14 protein-coding genes are annotated in these 15,227 nt (G+C 74.8%); 10 read left to right on the top strand and 4 right to left on the bottom strand.

What is annotated here, in order from left to right:
* Window positions 1–4 precede the first annotated feature (4 nt).
* From ACFY23_RS24515 to ACFY23_RS24495, 5 genes are read left to right on the top strand one after another with little or no spacing between them, the layout of a single operon-like run.
* A complete protein-coding gene (locus ACFY23_RS24515) occupies window positions 5–952 on the top strand; it encodes an STM4015 family protein (RefSeq protein ID WP_350680898.1) in 948 nt (315 codons plus the stop codon).
* A 1-nt stretch (window position 953) separates the two neighbouring features.
* Window positions 954–2,060 carry an STM4014 family protein gene (locus ACFY23_RS24510; RefSeq protein ID WP_350680896.1) on the top strand — a complete coding sequence of 369 codons (1,107 nt, stop codon included), beginning with the start codon at window positions 954–956 and terminating at the stop codon, window positions 2,058–2,060.
* On the top strand, window positions 2,048–2,851 hold the full coding sequence (locus tag ACFY23_RS24505; RefSeq protein ID WP_350680894.1) for an STM4013/SEN3800 family hydrolase: 804 nt from the start codon (window positions 2,048–2,050) through the stop codon (window positions 2,849–2,851). Before ACFY23_RS24510 ends, ACFY23_RS24505 begins: the two co-directional genes overlap by 13 nt.
* Window positions 2,848–4,173, top strand: a complete 1,326-nt coding sequence (locus tag ACFY23_RS24500) for an STM4012 family radical SAM protein (protein WP_350680892.1) — start codon at window positions 2,848–2,850, stop codon at window positions 4,171–4,173. Before ACFY23_RS24505 ends, ACFY23_RS24500 begins: the two co-directional genes overlap by 4 nt.
* Window positions 4,170–5,066 carry an STM4011 family radical SAM protein gene (locus ACFY23_RS24495; protein ID WP_350680890.1) on the top strand — a complete coding sequence of 299 codons (897 nt, stop codon included), beginning with the start codon at window positions 4,170–4,172 and terminating at the stop codon, window positions 5,064–5,066. Before ACFY23_RS24500 ends, ACFY23_RS24495 begins: the two co-directional genes overlap by 4 nt.
* Before the next feature lie 64 nt (window positions 5,067–5,130).
* On the opposite strand, the gene ACFY23_RS24490 is transcribed toward ACFY23_RS24495, so the two are convergent.
* Together ACFY23_RS24490 and ACFY23_RS24485 are read right to left on the bottom strand one after the other, a co-directional pair.
* Complete coding sequence (locus ACFY23_RS24490; protein WP_350680888.1) at window positions 5,131–6,720, bottom strand: MDR family MFS transporter; 1,590 nt, start codon at window positions 6,718–6,720, stop codon at window positions 5,131–5,133.
* Window positions 6,721–6,789: 69 nt separating this feature from the next.
* Window positions 6,790–7,410, bottom strand: a complete 621-nt coding sequence (locus tag ACFY23_RS24485) for a TetR family transcriptional regulator (RefSeq protein WP_350680886.1) — start codon at window positions 7,408–7,410, stop codon at window positions 6,790–6,792.
* A 161-nt stretch (window positions 7,411–7,571) separates the two neighbouring features.
* On the opposite strand from ACFY23_RS24485, the gene ACFY23_RS24480 reads away from it, so the two are divergent.
* Window positions 7,572–8,507, top strand: a complete 936-nt coding sequence (locus tag ACFY23_RS24480) for a hypothetical protein (RefSeq protein ID WP_350680884.1) — start codon at window positions 7,572–7,574, stop codon at window positions 8,505–8,507.
* Window positions 8,508–8,539: 32 nt separating this feature from the next.
* Here ACFY23_RS24480 and ACFY23_RS24475 read toward each other — a convergent pair whose 3' ends face one another.
* Window positions 8,540–9,112: a dTDP-4-dehydrorhamnose 3,5-epimerase family protein gene (locus ACFY23_RS24475; protein WP_350680882.1), complete on the bottom strand. Its 573-nt coding sequence runs from the start codon at window positions 9,110–9,112 to the stop codon at window positions 8,540–8,542.
* 170 nt (window positions 9,113–9,282) lie between these two features.
* Here ACFY23_RS24475 and rfbD point away from each other — a divergent pair, with 170 nt between their 5' ends.
* The 4 genes from rfbD to ACFY23_RS24455 all read left to right on the top strand — a co-directional run bounded on the left by rfbD (window position 9,283) and on the right by ACFY23_RS24455 (window position 14,142).
* The gene (gene rfbD / locus ACFY23_RS24470; protein WP_350680880.1) at window positions 9,283–10,206 is read left to right on the top strand and encodes a dTDP-4-dehydrorhamnose reductase; all 924 of its coding nucleotides are present in this window, start codon (window positions 9,283–9,285) and stop codon (window positions 10,204–10,206) included.
* The gene (gene rfbB / locus ACFY23_RS24465; protein WP_350680878.1) at window positions 10,203–11,234 is read left to right on the top strand and encodes a dTDP-glucose 4,6-dehydratase; all 1,032 of its coding nucleotides are present in this window, start codon (window positions 10,203–10,205) and stop codon (window positions 11,232–11,234) included. Before rfbD ends, rfbB begins: the two co-directional genes overlap by 4 nt.
* Before the next feature lie 639 nt (window positions 11,235–11,873).
* Window positions 11,874–13,043, top strand: a complete 1,170-nt coding sequence (locus tag ACFY23_RS24460; RefSeq protein ID WP_350680876.1) for an aminotransferase class V-fold PLP-dependent enzyme — start codon at window positions 11,874–11,876, stop codon at window positions 13,041–13,043.
* A gap of 184 nt (window positions 13,044–13,227) precedes the next feature.
* Window positions 13,228–14,142 carry a homocysteine S-methyltransferase family protein gene (locus ACFY23_RS24455; protein WP_350680874.1) on the top strand — a complete coding sequence of 305 codons (915 nt, stop codon included), beginning with the start codon at window positions 13,228–13,230 and terminating at the stop codon, window positions 14,140–14,142.
* 10 nt (window positions 14,143–14,152) lie between these two features.
* Here the strand turns inward: ACFY23_RS24455 and add are convergent, their stop codons facing one another.
* Window positions 14,153–15,217 carry an adenosine deaminase gene (add, locus tag ACFY23_RS24450; RefSeq protein ID WP_350680872.1) on the bottom strand — a complete coding sequence of 355 codons (1,065 nt, stop codon included), beginning with the start codon at window positions 15,215–15,217 and terminating at the stop codon, window positions 14,153–14,155.
* Window positions 15,218–15,227: the final 10 nt, after the last annotated feature.

Below are 15,227 nucleotides of genomic sequence, written 5' to 3'. Positions count from 1 at the left end.
GGCCGTGACCTTCGGTTCCCACGCGCGGACCTTCGCCGGCCGACCGGTCGTCGACGTCCCGGTCGACGGGCCGCTGCCCACGGTGGACGGTGCGGTCTCGTGGCGGTTCTCCCTGTGGCACTTCGACGAGACCGCCGACTACAAGCTCTCGGACACGTTCCGGGCCGCGTTCGACCGGTTCGTCGCGCAGGCCGGGCCCTCCGTCGACTCCCTCGTCGTCGGCGCGTGGGGGTACGCGGCGTTCAACCCCGCCCCCATCGCGCAGCTCTGCGCGGCGGCGCCCCGGCTGCCCGCCCTGCGGGCCCTCTTCCTCGGTGACATGACCAGCGAGGAGTGCGAGGTGTCCTGGATGAAGGTGGGCGACGTCAGCCCGCTGCTGACGGCGTACCCGGAGCTGGAGGTGCTGCGGGTCCGCGGCGGCGAGGACTTCGCGTTCTCCCCGGTGCGGCACGCGCGGCTGCGGGAGCTGGCGGTGGAGACCGGCGGGTTGTCCCGGGCGTTCGTCGGCGCGGTGCTCGACTCCGACCTGCCCGCGCTGACCGACCTGGAGCTGTGGCTCGGCGCCTCCGACTACGGCGGCGACGCGCAGGTGTCCGACCTGGCCCCACTGCTGGCCGGGGAGCGGTTCGGCGCGCTGCGCCGGCTCGGGCTGCGCAACGCGGAGATCGCCGACGACCTCGCCGAGGCCCTGGCGACGGCGGCGGTGGTGCCGCGGCTGGAACGGCTGGACCTGTCGCTGGGCACGCTCGGCGACCGGGGCGCCGCGGCGCTGTTCGCCGGGCAGCCGCTGAAACACCTGACGGAGCTGGACCTGCACCACCATTACCTGTCGGAGGAGATGGCCGCGTCGGTGGTCGCCGCGCTGCCGGGCGTCCGGGTCGACATGTCCGACCCGCGAAAGGCCGACGAGTACGACGGCGAGAGCTACCGCTACACGGCGGTGTCGGAGTGACATGCGCCTGACCGTCGTCGGCAACCCCGGCAACCGTCGGGTCGGCATGTTCACCCGGGCGGTCCTCGATGCCGGCCTGCCCCGGCCCGCGGTGCTGCCCTGGGCCGACGTGCTGACCGGGGCGGCCCCGCCGGCGCCGGACGCGCTGGTGCGGGTCGACTCGCCCGGGGAGGACCCGGAGGTGGACCGGCTGCTGCGCCGGTCCGCCGCCCCGGCCCGGCACGGCGAGCTGGTCGGCCTGGCCGACACGTACGCCGGCCTGCTCAGGGGCCTGGACCGGGTCGCCGCCGGCGGCGCGGAGCTGCTCAACGACCCGGAGGACGTCGCGGTCATGTGCGACAAGCGGCGCTGCCACGCGCGGCTGTCCGCCGCCGGGGTGCCGGTGCCCGCCGCGCTGCCCCCCGTGGGCGGCTGGGCGGAGCTGCGGGCGGCGATGGCGGCGGCCGGCTGGAGCCGGGTGTTCGTCAAGCCCGCGCACGGCTCGTCCGCCGCCGGGGTGATCGCGCTGGCGGTCGCCGGGCGCCGGGTGCAGGCGGTCACCACGGTCGAGGCGACCCCCGAGGGGCTGTTCAACTCGTTGCGGCCGCGCCGCTACACCGACGAGGCGCAGGTCGCCGCGATCGTCGACCGGCTCGCGCCCGAGAGCCTGCACGTGGAGCGGTGGCTGCCCAAGGCGGGGCTCGGCGACCGGGTGGTCGACCTGCGGGTGGTGGTGGTCGCCGGGCGGCCCACCCACGCCGTGGTGCGGGCCGCGCGAGGGCCACTGACCAACCTGCACCTGGGCAACGCCCGCGGCGACCTCGCCGCGCTGCGGGCGGCCGCCGGGCCGGCGGCGTGGGCGGCGGCGATGGAGACCTGCGAGCGGGTCGCCGGGTGTTTTCCCCGCACCCTCCAGGTGGGGATCGACCTGATGTTCCTCGTCGGCTGGCGGCGGCACGCGGTGGCGGAGGTCAACGCGTTCGGCGACCTGCTGCCGGGGGTGCTGACCGACGGCCGGGACACCTACGCCGAGCAGGTGCAGGCAGTGACCGACGGCCGGTGGGAACGCTGGCGGGCGGCGGCCGGTCGCGCCCTCGACGAGCGGGAGGTGCTGCCGTGCGGAGCCTGATCGGCAGCCACGACCTGCTCCTGCTCACCCTCGACACGCTCCGCTACGACGTCGCCGCCGAGCTGGCGGAGCGGGGGCGCACGCCGCACCTGGCCCGGGCGCTGCCCGGCGGGCGGTGGGAGCGCCGGCACTCCCCCGCCAGCTTCACCTACGCCGCGCACCACGCGTTCTTCGCCGGCTTCCTGCCGACCCCGGTGACCCCCGGCCGGCACGAGCGGCTGTACGCGGCGGCCTTCCCCGGCAGCGAGACCGCCGGCAGGGACACGTGGGTCTTCGACGCGCCGGACCTGCCGACCGCCCTGGCCGGCGTCGGCTACCACACGCTCTGCCTGGGCGGGGTCGGCTTCTTCAACCGGCGCAGCCCGCTCGGCGCGGTGCTGCCGGGCCTGTTCGCCGAGGCGCACTGGGAGCCGGAGTTCGGGGTCACCTCCCCCACCTGCCTGGACGCCCAGCTCGACCGGCTGGCCGAGGTGCTGCCACGGGTGCCGGCGGGGCGACCGCTGTTCACGTTCCTCAACGTCGCGGCGCTGCACCAGCCCAACCGGCACCACCTGCCCGGCGCGCAGGCCGACGACCTCGCCAGCCACGCCGCCGCCCTGGAGTACGTCGACGGCCGGATCGACCGGTTGTTCACCCTGCTCACCGGCCGGGGCCGGCCGGTGTTCGCGATCGTCTGCGCCGACCACGGCACCGCGTACGGCGAGGACGGCCACACCGGCCACCGGATCGGTCACGACGTGGTGTGGACCGTCCCGTACGCCCACTTCACTCTGCACCCGGGAGAATGGTGACCAGCACCGACACGGGCCTCGGCGGCTCGCCGTACCAGCAGTACCTGTACGCGTACCCGCACAAGACCTCGTACCGGCCGTTGCGGCCCCGGCCGTTGCTGGCGGACGTGTGGCGGGCCGAGGCGCGCGACGCGCTCTTCCTCTACGTGCATGTGCCGTTCTGCGAGATGCGCTGCGGCTTCTGCAACCTGTTCACCCGCGCCAACGCCCCCGCCGAGCAGGTGACCGGCTACCTGCGGCAGCTGCGCCGGCAGGCCGAACAGGTCGCCGACGCGCTCGGCGCCGACGCCGGGTACGCCCGCGCGGCGTTCGGCGGCGGCACCCCCACCTACCTGACCGCCGACGAGCTGGCCGAGCTGTTCGACATCGCCACCACCACGACGGGGGCGCGGCTGCCCGGCGTACCGCTGTCGGTGGAGACCTCGCCGGCCACCGCGACGCCGGACCGGCTCGCGGTGCTCGCCGCGCACGGCACCACCCGGGTGAGCATCGGCGTGCAGAGCTTCCTCGACGCCGAGGCCCGCGCCGCCGGCCGGCCGCAGCGCCGCACCGAGGTGGAGGCGGCCCTCGGTGCGATCCGCGACGCCCGCATCCCCGTACTCAACATCGACCTGATCTACGGCATCGACGGGCAGACCGCCGACACCTGGCGGGAGAGCCTCGACGCGGCGCTGGCCTGGCGCCCGGAGGAGCTGTACCTCTACCCGCTGTACGTGCGGCCGCTGACCGGGCTCGGGCGGCGGGCGCACCACCGGGCGGAGTGGGACGCCCAGCGGCTCGCCCTCTACGAGCAGGCGGTGGAGGCGCTGGACGCGGCCGGGTACCGGCAGGAGTCGATGCGGCAGTTCCGCCGGGCCGACGTGCCGCCGCCGGACGGGCCGGACTACTGCTGCCAGGACGACGGCATGGTCGGGCTGGGCTGCGGCGCCCGCTCGTACACCACGAGCCTGCACTACTCGTTCGACTACGCGGTCAGCGTGACCGAGGTGCGGGCGGTGCTCGACGACTACCTGGCCCGCCCGGCCGACGACTTCCGGCACGCCGAGTTCGGGTTCACCCTCGACGGCGCCGAGCAGCGCCGCCGGTGGCTGCTCAAGTCGCTGCTGCGCGTCGACGGCGTCGACCCGGCGGCGTACCGGGCCCGGTTCGGCCGCCCGCCCGGCGACGACTTCCCGGAGCTGGGCCGGCTGGTCGACCGGGGCTGGGCCACCGACGGCGGGCTGCGGCTGACGCCGGCCGGGCTGGCCCGCTCCGACGCGGTCGGCCCGTGGCTGACCTCGGCCCGGGTCCGCGACGCGATGACCGGGTACGTGCCCCGGTGAACCTGGCCATCCTCTACCGGGGGCCGCTGGCGAGCTGCAACTACGACTGCCCGTACTGTCCCTTCGCCAAGCGGCACGACCCGCCGGAGCTACTGCGCGCCGACCGGGCCGCCCTCGACCGCTTCGCCGGCTGGGTCGCGGCCACCATCGACGTACGGCTGTCGGTGCTGTTCACCCCGTGGGGGGAGGGGCTGACCCGTAGCTGGTACCGGGACGCGATGGTGTCGCTGTCCCACCTGTCGCACGTCGACCGGGTCGTCATCCAGACCAACCTCGCCGCCCGGGTGGACTGGCTGGCCGACGCCGATCCCCGCGCCGCCGCCCTCTGGACCACCTACCACCCCGGCCAGGTCGACCGGAACCGCTTCCTGCGCCGCTGCGCGAGGCTGTCCGAGTTGGGCATCCGGTACTCGGTCGGGGTGGTCGGTCTGCCGGAGCACCTCGGCGAGGCGCGGGCGCTGCGGGCCGCCCTGCCCGCCGAGGTCTACCTGTGGGTGAACGCCGCCGAGGGCCGGCGCTACGACGCCGCCGAGGAGGCGGTCTGGACGGAACTGGACCCGCTCTTCGGCTTCAGCGTCCGCCCGCACGTGTCGCTCGACCGGCCCTGTCACGCGGGAGAGACGGCCGTCTCCGTGCTCGGGGACGGCACGGTGCGCCGCTGCCACTTCATCGCCGAACCGATCGGCAACCTGTACGACGGCTCGTGGCGGCCGGCCCTGCGGCCCCGCCCGTGCGCCAACGCGACCTGCGACTGCCACATCGGGTACGTGCACCTCAAGCCGCTCGGCCTGCGGGACGTCTTCGCCGGCGGGGTGCTGGAACGCATCCCGGCGGCCTGGCCGTCGGCGCGGCGGCCGGTGCCGGTCGATCCGCCGCGGCTGCGCCCGTCCTGAGCGAGTCCGGCCTCGGCGAGCAGACGCGCGCCGAGGCCGGGACTTCCGTTCGGTTGGTGCGACCTCAGTGCGCGCCGGGCATTCCGGCCGCCGCCTCCTCCCGGGCGCGCCGCTCCTCACCGCTGAGGGTGTGCAGCGGCTTCTCCCGGATGAACAGCACGACCACCACGGCGAGCAGCGCGAACGGGGCGCCGATGAGGAACAGCTCGGCGGTGGCGGTCCCGTACACGTCCTGGATGATCCGCAGCACCGGCTCGGGCAGCGCGGACAGGTCGGGCACGGCGTGCCCGCCCCCGGCGGTGGCGCCGCCGGCCAACGGGCCGAGCTTCTCCGCGCTCAGCGTCGCGACCCGGTTGGCCAGCACCGCGCCGAGCGCGCTCACCCCGATCGTCCCGCCCATGCTGCGGAAGAAGGTCAGCACGGAGGTGGCCGCGCCCAGCTCGTGCGCGGGCACGTCGTTCTGCGCCACGAGCACGAGGTTCTGCATCAGCATGCCGACGCCGACGCCGAGCACCGCCATGTAGACGCTGAGCAGCGGCACGCCGGTGTCGGCGTCGATGGTGCTCAGCAGCAGCATGCCGACGGTCATCACGACGGCGCCGGCCACCAGGAACCGCTTCCAGCGGCCGTACTTCGTGATCAGCTGACCGGCGACGGTCGACGAGACCAGCAGGCCGAAGATCATCGGCAGGCTCATCAGCCCCGCCACCGTCGGCGACTTGCCCAGCGCGATCTGGAAGTACTGGGACAGGAACACGGTGCCGCCGAACATCGCCACGCCGACCAGCACGCTGGCGATGGTGGTCAACGAGACCGTCCGGTTGCGGAAGATGTCCAGCGGCACGATCGGCTCCTCCGCGCGCGACTCGACCCAGACCGCCAGCCCGAGCAGGGCGAGCCCGCCGACGACCATCAGGGCGGTCCAGCCGGACGCCCAGGCGAAGGAGTTGCCGGCCAGCGACGACCAGATCAGCAGGGTGGAGACGCCCGAGGTGATGAGCAGCGCGCCGAGCCAGTCGATGCGCACCTTGCGGCGGGTCACCGGCAGGTGCAGGGTGCGCTGGAGCAGGACGATCGAGAGCAGGGTGAACGGCACCCCGATCAGGAAGCACCACCGCCAGCCGAGCCAGGAGGTGTCCACCAGTACGCCGCCGATGAGCGGGCCGGCGATGGTGCCGACGCCGAACACGGCGCCGAAGATGCCGGCGTAGCGACCCAGCTCGCGGGGCGGGATCATCGCCGCCATCACGATGGTGGCCAGGGCGGTCATGCCGCCCGCGCCGACACCCTGCACGATGCGGCTGATCAGCAGCACCTCGACGTTCGGGGTCAGCCCGGCGATCAGCGAACCGACCGCGAAGAGCCCGAGGGAGAGCTGGATGAGCAGCTTCTTGCTGTAGAGGTCGGCCATCTTGCCCCACAGCGGCACGGTCGCCGTCATGGCCAGCAGCTCGGTGGTGACGATCCACGTGTAGACGGTCTGCGAGCCGTCCAGGTCGGCGATGATGCGCGGCAGCGCGTTCGCCACGACCGTGGAGGCGAGGATCGACACGAACATGCCGACCATCAGGCCGGAGAGTGCCTGGAGCACCTCTCGGCGGGACATGCGGCCGGCGCTGACCTTGGGGGTCTCGGCGGGCATGGTGGCGGTCATTGACGCTTCCTCACGGGTGCGGGTTCACGGGCCATCCGGGGACCGTTCCCCGGAAGGAGGCTTGCAGGGTCAGGTCGGGTCGGGCTGCGGCAGACCCGCGGCGAGCGCGGCGAACGCCTCGTCGACGAGGTCGGCCAGGTCCGGTCCGTCGGGATGTGCGGCCCACCGGGTCATCGCGGTTCGCACCGCCGCCCCGGCCACGGCGGTGACGAGTGCCGGGTAGCCGTGGTCGGGATCGACCCCGACCCGCGCCGCGACGACCTCGGCGATGGCCCGCTCGGTCTCGACGTTGCCGGCGACCAGACGGGGCAGCAACACCGGGTTGCGCGTCACCACCTCCATCCGCAGGCACCACAGCTCGCGCTCGGTGCGCACCTCGTCGATCACCTCGTCGAGCGCGGCCCGCAGCGCGGTCAGCACCGGCACCTCCGGCGGCACGGCCGCCAGGCGCGCGACCAGCCGCGCCGCGTCGCCCGCGTGGTCGCCGACCAGCGCGTCGTCCTTGCAGGCGAAGTAGTTGAAGAAGGTACGCGGGGAGACGCCGGCCGCCTCGCTGATCTCCTCCACCGTCACCTGGGCCAGGCCGCGCTCAGCCACCAGGCGCAGCGCCGCCCCGGTCAGCGCGGCCCGGGTCCGGCGCTTCCTGCGGTCGCGTCGCCCGGGGGCGGATTCGGTCTCGCCGGTGTGCACGCGGGAACGCTACAAGCGATCTTGCAGTTTCTGCAAGAAATTTTGGCCGACGTGACGCGGACCATCCGCCGACCGGCGGGGCGCCGGCCACGGCCGGGCCCCGCGGGCATCGGGCAACCTGCGAGAACACCGACCGGCGGCCGGTCGCCCAAAATCCAGTCATGACTGTCACTGAGCAAGGAGCCGCCGCCGTCGCTCCCCGGGCGACACCGACCGGGCGGGGACGAATCGTGCTGGGTGCCACGGTCGCCGGCGTGCTGCTGTCGGTGCTGTGGTCCTACGAGTTCGTCGACCACGTCATCGGCGACTCGGTGGCCAACGCGATGCTCGGCCGCGACGCCAAGGCGACCGCGATCGGGGGCACCCTGGCCGGTCTCGTCTTCGCCTTCGTCTCCGGTCTTGCCGGCACGTTCACCGCCTGCAACATCGCCATGGCGGCGTCCATCGGCCCGATGAGCCAGGCCGGTGCGGGCGGGGCGACGAGGAGCGCGCTGCGCAGCCTGGCACGGCCGGTGGCCTGGCTCACGGCCGGCATGGTGGCCGTCGCCGCGGTCTACGGCTTCGTCGGCGTACTGGTCGGCGACGGGTTGCCGCAACTGTCCACGGCGTCGGTCGGCGGTCTCCCGGTGCGCCTGGTCCAGTCCATGGTCGTGTTCGGGCTGATCGGGCTGGCCTTCGTCTACCTGGGCCTGGCCGCGCTCGGGGTGCTGCGGGACCCGTTCGCGCACCGACCGACGGCCCGCGTCGTGGTGCTCGGCGCCCTTGTCGGCGGCTTCCTGATCGGCCGGCCGTACCCCCTGTTCAACAAGCTCTTCCACTGGGCCGTGGAGACCGGCAACCCGCTCTACGGCGCCGGCGCGTTCGTCCTGCAGTCCATCGGCAACGTCGCCGTCGTGACGGCGCTGTTCGCCCTGATCGTGGTGCTCACCCGCGGCCGATTCGTGAGCTGGCTGGCCGCGAGCCCGTCCCGGACCGCCGCGCTGACCGGCGGGATGCTGATCGCGCTGGGCGTGTTCATGGTCGTCTACTGGGACGTCCGGCTACCGGCGATGTTCGACTACGGATGGTTCCCGACCATGCCGTACAACGACAGGTGAGCGATGCCGGGCGGGCCGGGCGCGGTGCCCCGCTACCCGCGCGGCACGTAGGTCGGGAGCACGCCCCCGGCAAGGGCCTGCGCCACGTTCTGGGCGGTGGCGTCGCGGGGCGACAGCCGGCGCGGCCCCGCCGGCCAGGCGATCCCGAGCTCCGGGTCGAGGGGGTTGACGGTGCGTTCGGCCGCCGGGTCGTACGGCGACGAGCAGAGGTACACGACGGTGGCCGGCTCGGTCAGCGCGCAGAACGCGTGGCCGAGCCCGGCGTCGAGGTGGACGGCGCGGCGGTCGACGTCGTCCAGCCGCACCCCCTCCCACCGGCCGAAGGTCGGCGAGCCCACCCGCAGGTCCACCACGACGTCGAGCACCGCCCCGGAGACGCAGGTGATGTACTTGTCCTGGCCGGGTGGCACGTCCACCAGATGGATGCCTCGGATCACCCCCCGGCCCGAGACGGAGACATTGGACTGCGCCACGCGGAACGGCCGTCCGACCGCCTCGGTGAAGCGGTCCGCCTGGTACCACTCCAGGAACAGGCCCCGGTCGTCGTGGTGCTGCTCCGGGGTGACCAGCCACGAACCCTCGATCGTCAACGCCCGGATGTCCACCGCTGTCCTCCTCACCCGTCCCGGAAACCGCGGGCCGGTCATGGCCGGCCGTCGAGCCAGCGAATCGGAAAACCGACGCGGCGTCCACCGGCCACGCCGCGACGCCATCTATCCATTGTGGACGATAGCGCCGGCGGCGTGGGCGGGGCGATGACGCACCGGAGGCGGCGATGAGCGTGCCGACGCCACGGTTGCTGGTGACCGGCGCGGGCGGGTTGCTGGGCCGCGAGTTGGGCGAGCTCCTCGCCGGCAGCGGCGACCGGCACACCACCCTCGACCGGTCCGCGCTCGACATCACCGACGCCGCCGCGGTGCGGCACGCCGTGCCCGGCCACGACGTCGTCGTCAACGCCGCCGCCTGGACCGACGTCGACGGGGCCGAGTCGGACGAGGCCGGCGCCACCGAAGTGAACGGCGCCGGCCCGGCCAACCTGGCCCGGGCGTGTGCGAGGACCGGGGCGCTCCTGATCCACCTGTCCAGCGACTACGTCTTCTCCGGCGAGACCACGGTGCCGTGGCCGGAGGACGCCCCGCCGGCCCCGTTGAACGCGTACGGCCGTAGCAAGCTCGCCGGCGAGCGGGCCGTGCGCGGCCTGCTGCCCGCCGGGGGCTACGTGGTCCGGACCGGGTGGCTGTACGGCCGGCACGGCCCGAACTTCGTCCGCGCGGTGCTGCGCCGGGCCGCCGAGACGGAGTTCGTGGACGTCGTGGACGACCAGCACGGCCAGCCCACCTGGGCGCGCGCGCTCGCCGGCCGGCTGGTCGCGCTGGCCGGGCTGGCCGCCGCCGGGCGGGCGCCGGCCGGGATCTACCACGGCACGGCGGCCGGTCGGACCACCTGGTACGGCTTCGCCCGCACGGTCTTCGCGCTGCACGGGCTCGACCCGGACCGCGTGCGCCCGACGGGCAGCGGGACGCTGGCCGCCCGGCCCGCCCGGCGGCCACGGATCTCCGTCCTCGGGCACGACGGGTGGGCGCGGGCCGGCCTCGGCCCGCTGCCGCCGTGGCGACGGATGATCGAGGCGGCCGTGGCCGAGGAGCGGAGCCGGGCCGGGCCGGCCGGCCAGGACCGCACGCGACGGAGGTCGGCATGAACACGACGCGGATCCTCGTCACCGGCGGCGCCGGCTTCATCGGGTCGCACTACGTCCGCACCCTGCTGCGGCCGGCGGGACCGGGCGGCGTCCGGATCACCGTGCTGGACAAGCTGACGTACGCGGGCAACCTCGCCAACCTGCGTCCCGTCGCCGGCCACCCCGCCTACCGTTTCGTCCGCGGCGACATCTGCGACAGCCTCCTGGTGGACCGGCTGGTGGCGGAGCACGACCAGGTCGTGCACTTCGCCGCCGAGTCCCACGTGGACCGGTCCATCGCCGACGGCGGCGACTTCGTCCGCACCAACACGCTCGGCACCTACACCCTGCTGGAGGCGGTCCGGCGGCGGCACGGCGACCGCGCGGTCTTCGTGCACGTCTCCACCGACGAGGTGTACGGGTCGATCGAGCACGGCACCTGGCCGGAGACGGACCCGGTCCTGCCCAGTTCGCCGTACGCCGCCGCGAAGGCCGCCAGCGACCTGCTCGCCCTGGCCTTCGTCCGGACGCACGGGCTCGACGTGCGGGTGACGCGGTGCGCCAACAACTACGGCCCGCACCAGCACCCGGAGAAGCTGGTGCCGCTGGCGATCACGAACCTGCTCGACGGCGGGGACGTCCCGCTCTACGGCGACGGGCTGCACGTGCGCGACTGGCTGCACGTCGACGACCACGTCCGGGCGCTGGAGCTGGTGCGGACGCGGGGCCGGGCCGGGCAGGTCTACAACGTCGGCGGGGGCACCCAGTTGACCAACCGGGAGATGGCCGATCGCCTGCTTGCGGCCTGCGGCGCCGGGCCCGAACGGATCCGCTACGTCGAGGACCGCAAGGGGCACGACCGGCGCTACGCGGTCGACTGGAGCAAGATCAGATGCGAGCTCGGGTACGCGCCGCGCAAGGACCTCGACCGCGGGCTCGCCGACACGGTCGCCTGGTATCGCGCGAACCGCTCCTGGTGGGAGCCGCTTCGGCGACGCCCTGTTGCGCAAGCTGGGAGACCGACCGGGACGGACCACGGGTTAGCCTGACTGTCCTCGATCGACACCGGACGGGAGGTCCGCGATGGTGTCCGTCGCCTGTCACGGTGGAGCCCCGCCGGACGACCCCCGGTCCGCCGGAGCCGGCGGGAGCGCCGAGGTGCCCGAGCTCGACCCGCGGCATCTGTCGTGGTGGACCGGGACCGATCCGGACGGGCGGGCGGGCCCGCGGCGTCGCGCCCCCCACGGACGGGCGCCGGCGGCCGGCGCGGACTTCTGGCGGTGGTGGGGCGACCCCCACGGTGCCGACGCGGACGCCGACCCGGCGGCGACCGACGTCGGACCGGGTGGACCCGGGCTCATGCCGTAGCCGCGCGGGTCCGCCTCGGGTACGAGCACGGTGGTCGTGCCACGACCGCGGGCGGAGTTCACTGACCGTCGTCACGGGGTCGCCCGTACGCGCCGGATGTGATACTTTTCGCCGAACTGAGAGGAGCCGCCCCTGCGGCCCGTCAGTACGACTCTGGGATAACACGCAGCTGCGACGAACGCGATGTCCACATGCGCCCATCGAGGAGACACCGTGCCGGTGCCCTGTCGGGACCGTGCTCTGCCTGGTTCCCCGTTGCCGACCGGCACCACCGCGCGCGTCCGTACGACCGCCGCGGCGATCTGATCCCCCTCGTTGAGATGACCTTCGGCGAGCTGGATGCGCTCCCCCTCACCGCCCTGGTGACACGGCCCGTCACGGAGCAGTTCCCCGACCTGCGGCCGGGCGCCGCGCGGTTCGACGCGCCCGCCGGCACCCTGGTGCACCACGCGGTCCGCGACGTGGTGACCCGTTATCCCGCGCGTGCCGGCGCGGACATCGCCCACCCGCGGTCCCGCACGGTGCTCGACTGGGCGGCCGGCCGTTTCCGTGCGCTGATCGGGGCACCGGGCGGCGCCGTGTCGTTCGGCCCCGACATGACGAGCCTGACCGAGGGTTTCGTCCGGTCCGTCGCGCCCGCACTCCGCCCCGGCGACGAGGTGATGTGCACGGCTCTCGACCACGCCGCGAACGTGGACCCGTGGCGCGAGTCCGCCCGGCGGCAGGGCGCCGTCGTCCGGGTCGCGGACCTGTCGCCGAGCGGCGAGCTGACCGTCGACGCGGTCACCGAGCAGCTCAGCCCGCGTACCCGGTGGGTCGCGGTCACCGCCGGCTCCAACGTCCTCGGCAGCGCGCCGGACATCCCGGCGATCTGTGCGGCCGCACGGTCCACCGGCGCGCGGATCTTCGTGGACGGCGTGCAGGCGCCGGCGCACCGGTTCGTGGACGTCGCCGCGTGGGGCTGCGACGCCTTCGTCACCTCCGCCGACAAGTGGTACGGCCCCCGGTGCGGGGTGCTGTGGAACCGCGACGGGCGGCCCCGGTCGATGGTCGCGCGGACCAGCGACCGGCCGGGCGCGGCGCACGGTCCGGGCATCGAGGTGGTCCTCGCCGCGGGGATGGCGGCCGAGGTGCTGCTCCACTGGGACCGCTCGGCCGTGTTCCGGCACGGCGAACGCCTCGCCAACCTGCTGGCCCGCGGTCTGCGGATGATCGACGGGGTGCGCGTCCTCGGCCGTCCGGACGGCAGGTCCCCGATACCGATCGTGTCCTTCCAGGTCGTCGGCCGGTCCGCCGCCGACGTGGCGGCGATCCTCGCCGCCGAGGGGATCACCGTGGGGCACGGCACCTTCGGCGCGGAGCGGGCGCTGCGGGCCTTGTCGCCCGACGTGCCCGAGTCCCTGCGCGCGGGGGTGGCGCGCTACACGACGCGGGACGACGTACGGGCGCTGCTCGGGGGCGTCGCGGCGATCGCCGCCCCCCGGGCCTGACCCCGCCGGCCGTCCGGGCCCCTCCCCGACCGGGGCGGGCCCGACGACGTGCCGGCCGCGCCTGTCTCACAGCTTGCGGAGTTCTCCCCCGGCGGGTCGCGGGTGTCGTGCAGCCGGAGCCGGCCGTGCCACGATCGGGCGGCCGGCCGCGGCGGGCGGGGCCGGCGGGGACGGGGAGGCGCCGGTGGACGTACCGGGGGCGCCGACGGCCGGGCCACTGGTCCTCGACGGCGGGCTGGGCACCGAGCTGCAACGGCACGGCCGGTCCGTGTCCGCCCCGTGGTGGACGGCACGCTGCCTGCTGGACGCCGGGGGCCGGCGCCTCGTCTCCCGCGTCCACGCCGCGTACGTGGCGGCGGGAGCGGACGTGCTCACCGCGGACACGTTCCGCACCACCCTGCGGACGGCGTACCGGGCCGGAACGGACGAGGCCACGGCCGCCGGTCTGGTCCGTACCGCCGTGACGCTGGCCCGCCGCGCGGCCGATTCGACGGGGGCCGGCCGGCGGGTGCTCGTCGCCGCCTCCGTCGCCCCGGTCGAGGACTGCTACCGGCCGGACCTGGTGCCCGGCGCCGCGGTGCTGCGGCGGGAGCACGGCTGGCTGGCCGACCAGCTTGCCCGCGCCGGCGTCGACCTGGCGCTGGTCGAGACCATGAACACCGTCCGGGAGGCGGTCGTCGCCACCCGGGCGGTACGCGAACACGGCCTGCCGGCCTGGGTGAGCTTCGTCTGCACCGGCGACGCCCGCCTGCTGTCCGGTGAGGACCTCGCCGCGGCGGCCGACGCGGTACGGGCGGCCGGCGCGGCTGCGGTCCTGGTCAACTGCACCGACCCGGCGGGCACCGAACGCGCGCTGCGGCGGCTCCGCGCCGCCGGGCCGGGCCTGCTCGGCGCGTACCCGAACGTGGAGGACCGCAGCGGCGTGCCGCCGGCCACCCCGGTGGACCGCTATCTCCCGCCCGGCCTGACGCCCGACGCCTTCGCCGACCTCTGGGCGGCCTGGCGCCCCGTCGGGCTGCGCATCGTCGGCGGTTGCTGCGGCACCACCCCGGCGCACATCGCCGCGTTGCGGTCCCGCCTGGCGCCGCGCCCGGGCTGACCGTGCCGGCTCAGGCGGGCAGGCCGGCGGCGGTCACGCCCAGCTCCGCCAGCTCGGTCGTCACCCGCTCGCGCAGCGCCTCGCGCTCCGTCGCGGGCAGCAGCGCGGCGTCGACCCCGATCAGCGTCATGGCGGCGAGTTCGGCCACGGTGAAACCGTGCCACTCGACAGCGAACCGGTGCTCGGCGAGCAGGTCGGTGTGGAACATGCTGGGGTCGTCGGTGTTGAGGGTGAGCCGCACCCCGGCGTCCCACAACCGGCGCAGCGGGTGCGCCCCCGGCTCGGAGACCACGCCCGTACGCAGGTTGCTGGTGGGGCAGACCTCGAGGACCACGGCCCGGTCCCGCAACGCCGCCACCAGCCGCGGGTCCTCGACGGAGCGGATGCCGTGCCCGATGCGCGGCGGGCGGAACGGCAGGCAGTCCCAGACGCCCTCGGGCCCGACCGCCTCGCCCGCGTGCGGCACGAACGGCACGCCCCGCGCCGCCGCCCACCGGACGGCCTCCCCGAACAGCGAGGCCGGGCGCCGCGGCTCGAAACCGCCGAGACCGAGCGCCACCACGCCCCGGCCGGCGCCGGCGACCGCCCACTCGGCGACCTGCTGGCACTCCTCCGGCGGCCCGCCCCGGACGTGGTCGACGACGAAGCGCATCGTGACGCCGGTGCGGCGGCGGGCCTGCTCGGCGCCCCGGGCCACGGCGTCGAGCTGCTCGTCGAACGGGATGCCCGCTCCCCGCCGGTGCGTGCCGGGGCTGAACGTCACCTCCAGGTGGCGGACGTTCTGCCGGTGCGCCTCGTCGGCGAGTTCCTCGGTGATCAGTTCGAGGTCGGCCGGGTCGCGCAGCGCCCCGCAGCACTGTTCGTACAGTTCTGTGAAGTGGCGGAAGTCGCGGAAGCGGAAGAGTTCCACCACCGCCGCCTCGTCGAGCCGACCAAGGTCGAGGCCGTGCCGGCGGGCGATCCGGAGCAGGGTGCCGGGCCGCACCGACCCTTCGAGGTGCACGTGCAACTCGACCTTGGGCAGGCGGCCAAGGACGTCGGTGAGATCCTGCCCGGCTGGTACGGCGGTCGTCACCGGGCCGATT

This window comes from Micromonospora sp. NPDC000121, assembly GCF_042899165.1.
Classification (GTDB): Bacteria; Actinomycetota; Actinomycetes; order Mycobacteriales; family Micromonosporaceae; genus Micromonospora.
The sequence above is the reverse complement of the archived record's forward strand: the minus strand, read 5'-3'. Positions and strand labels throughout refer to the sequence as shown.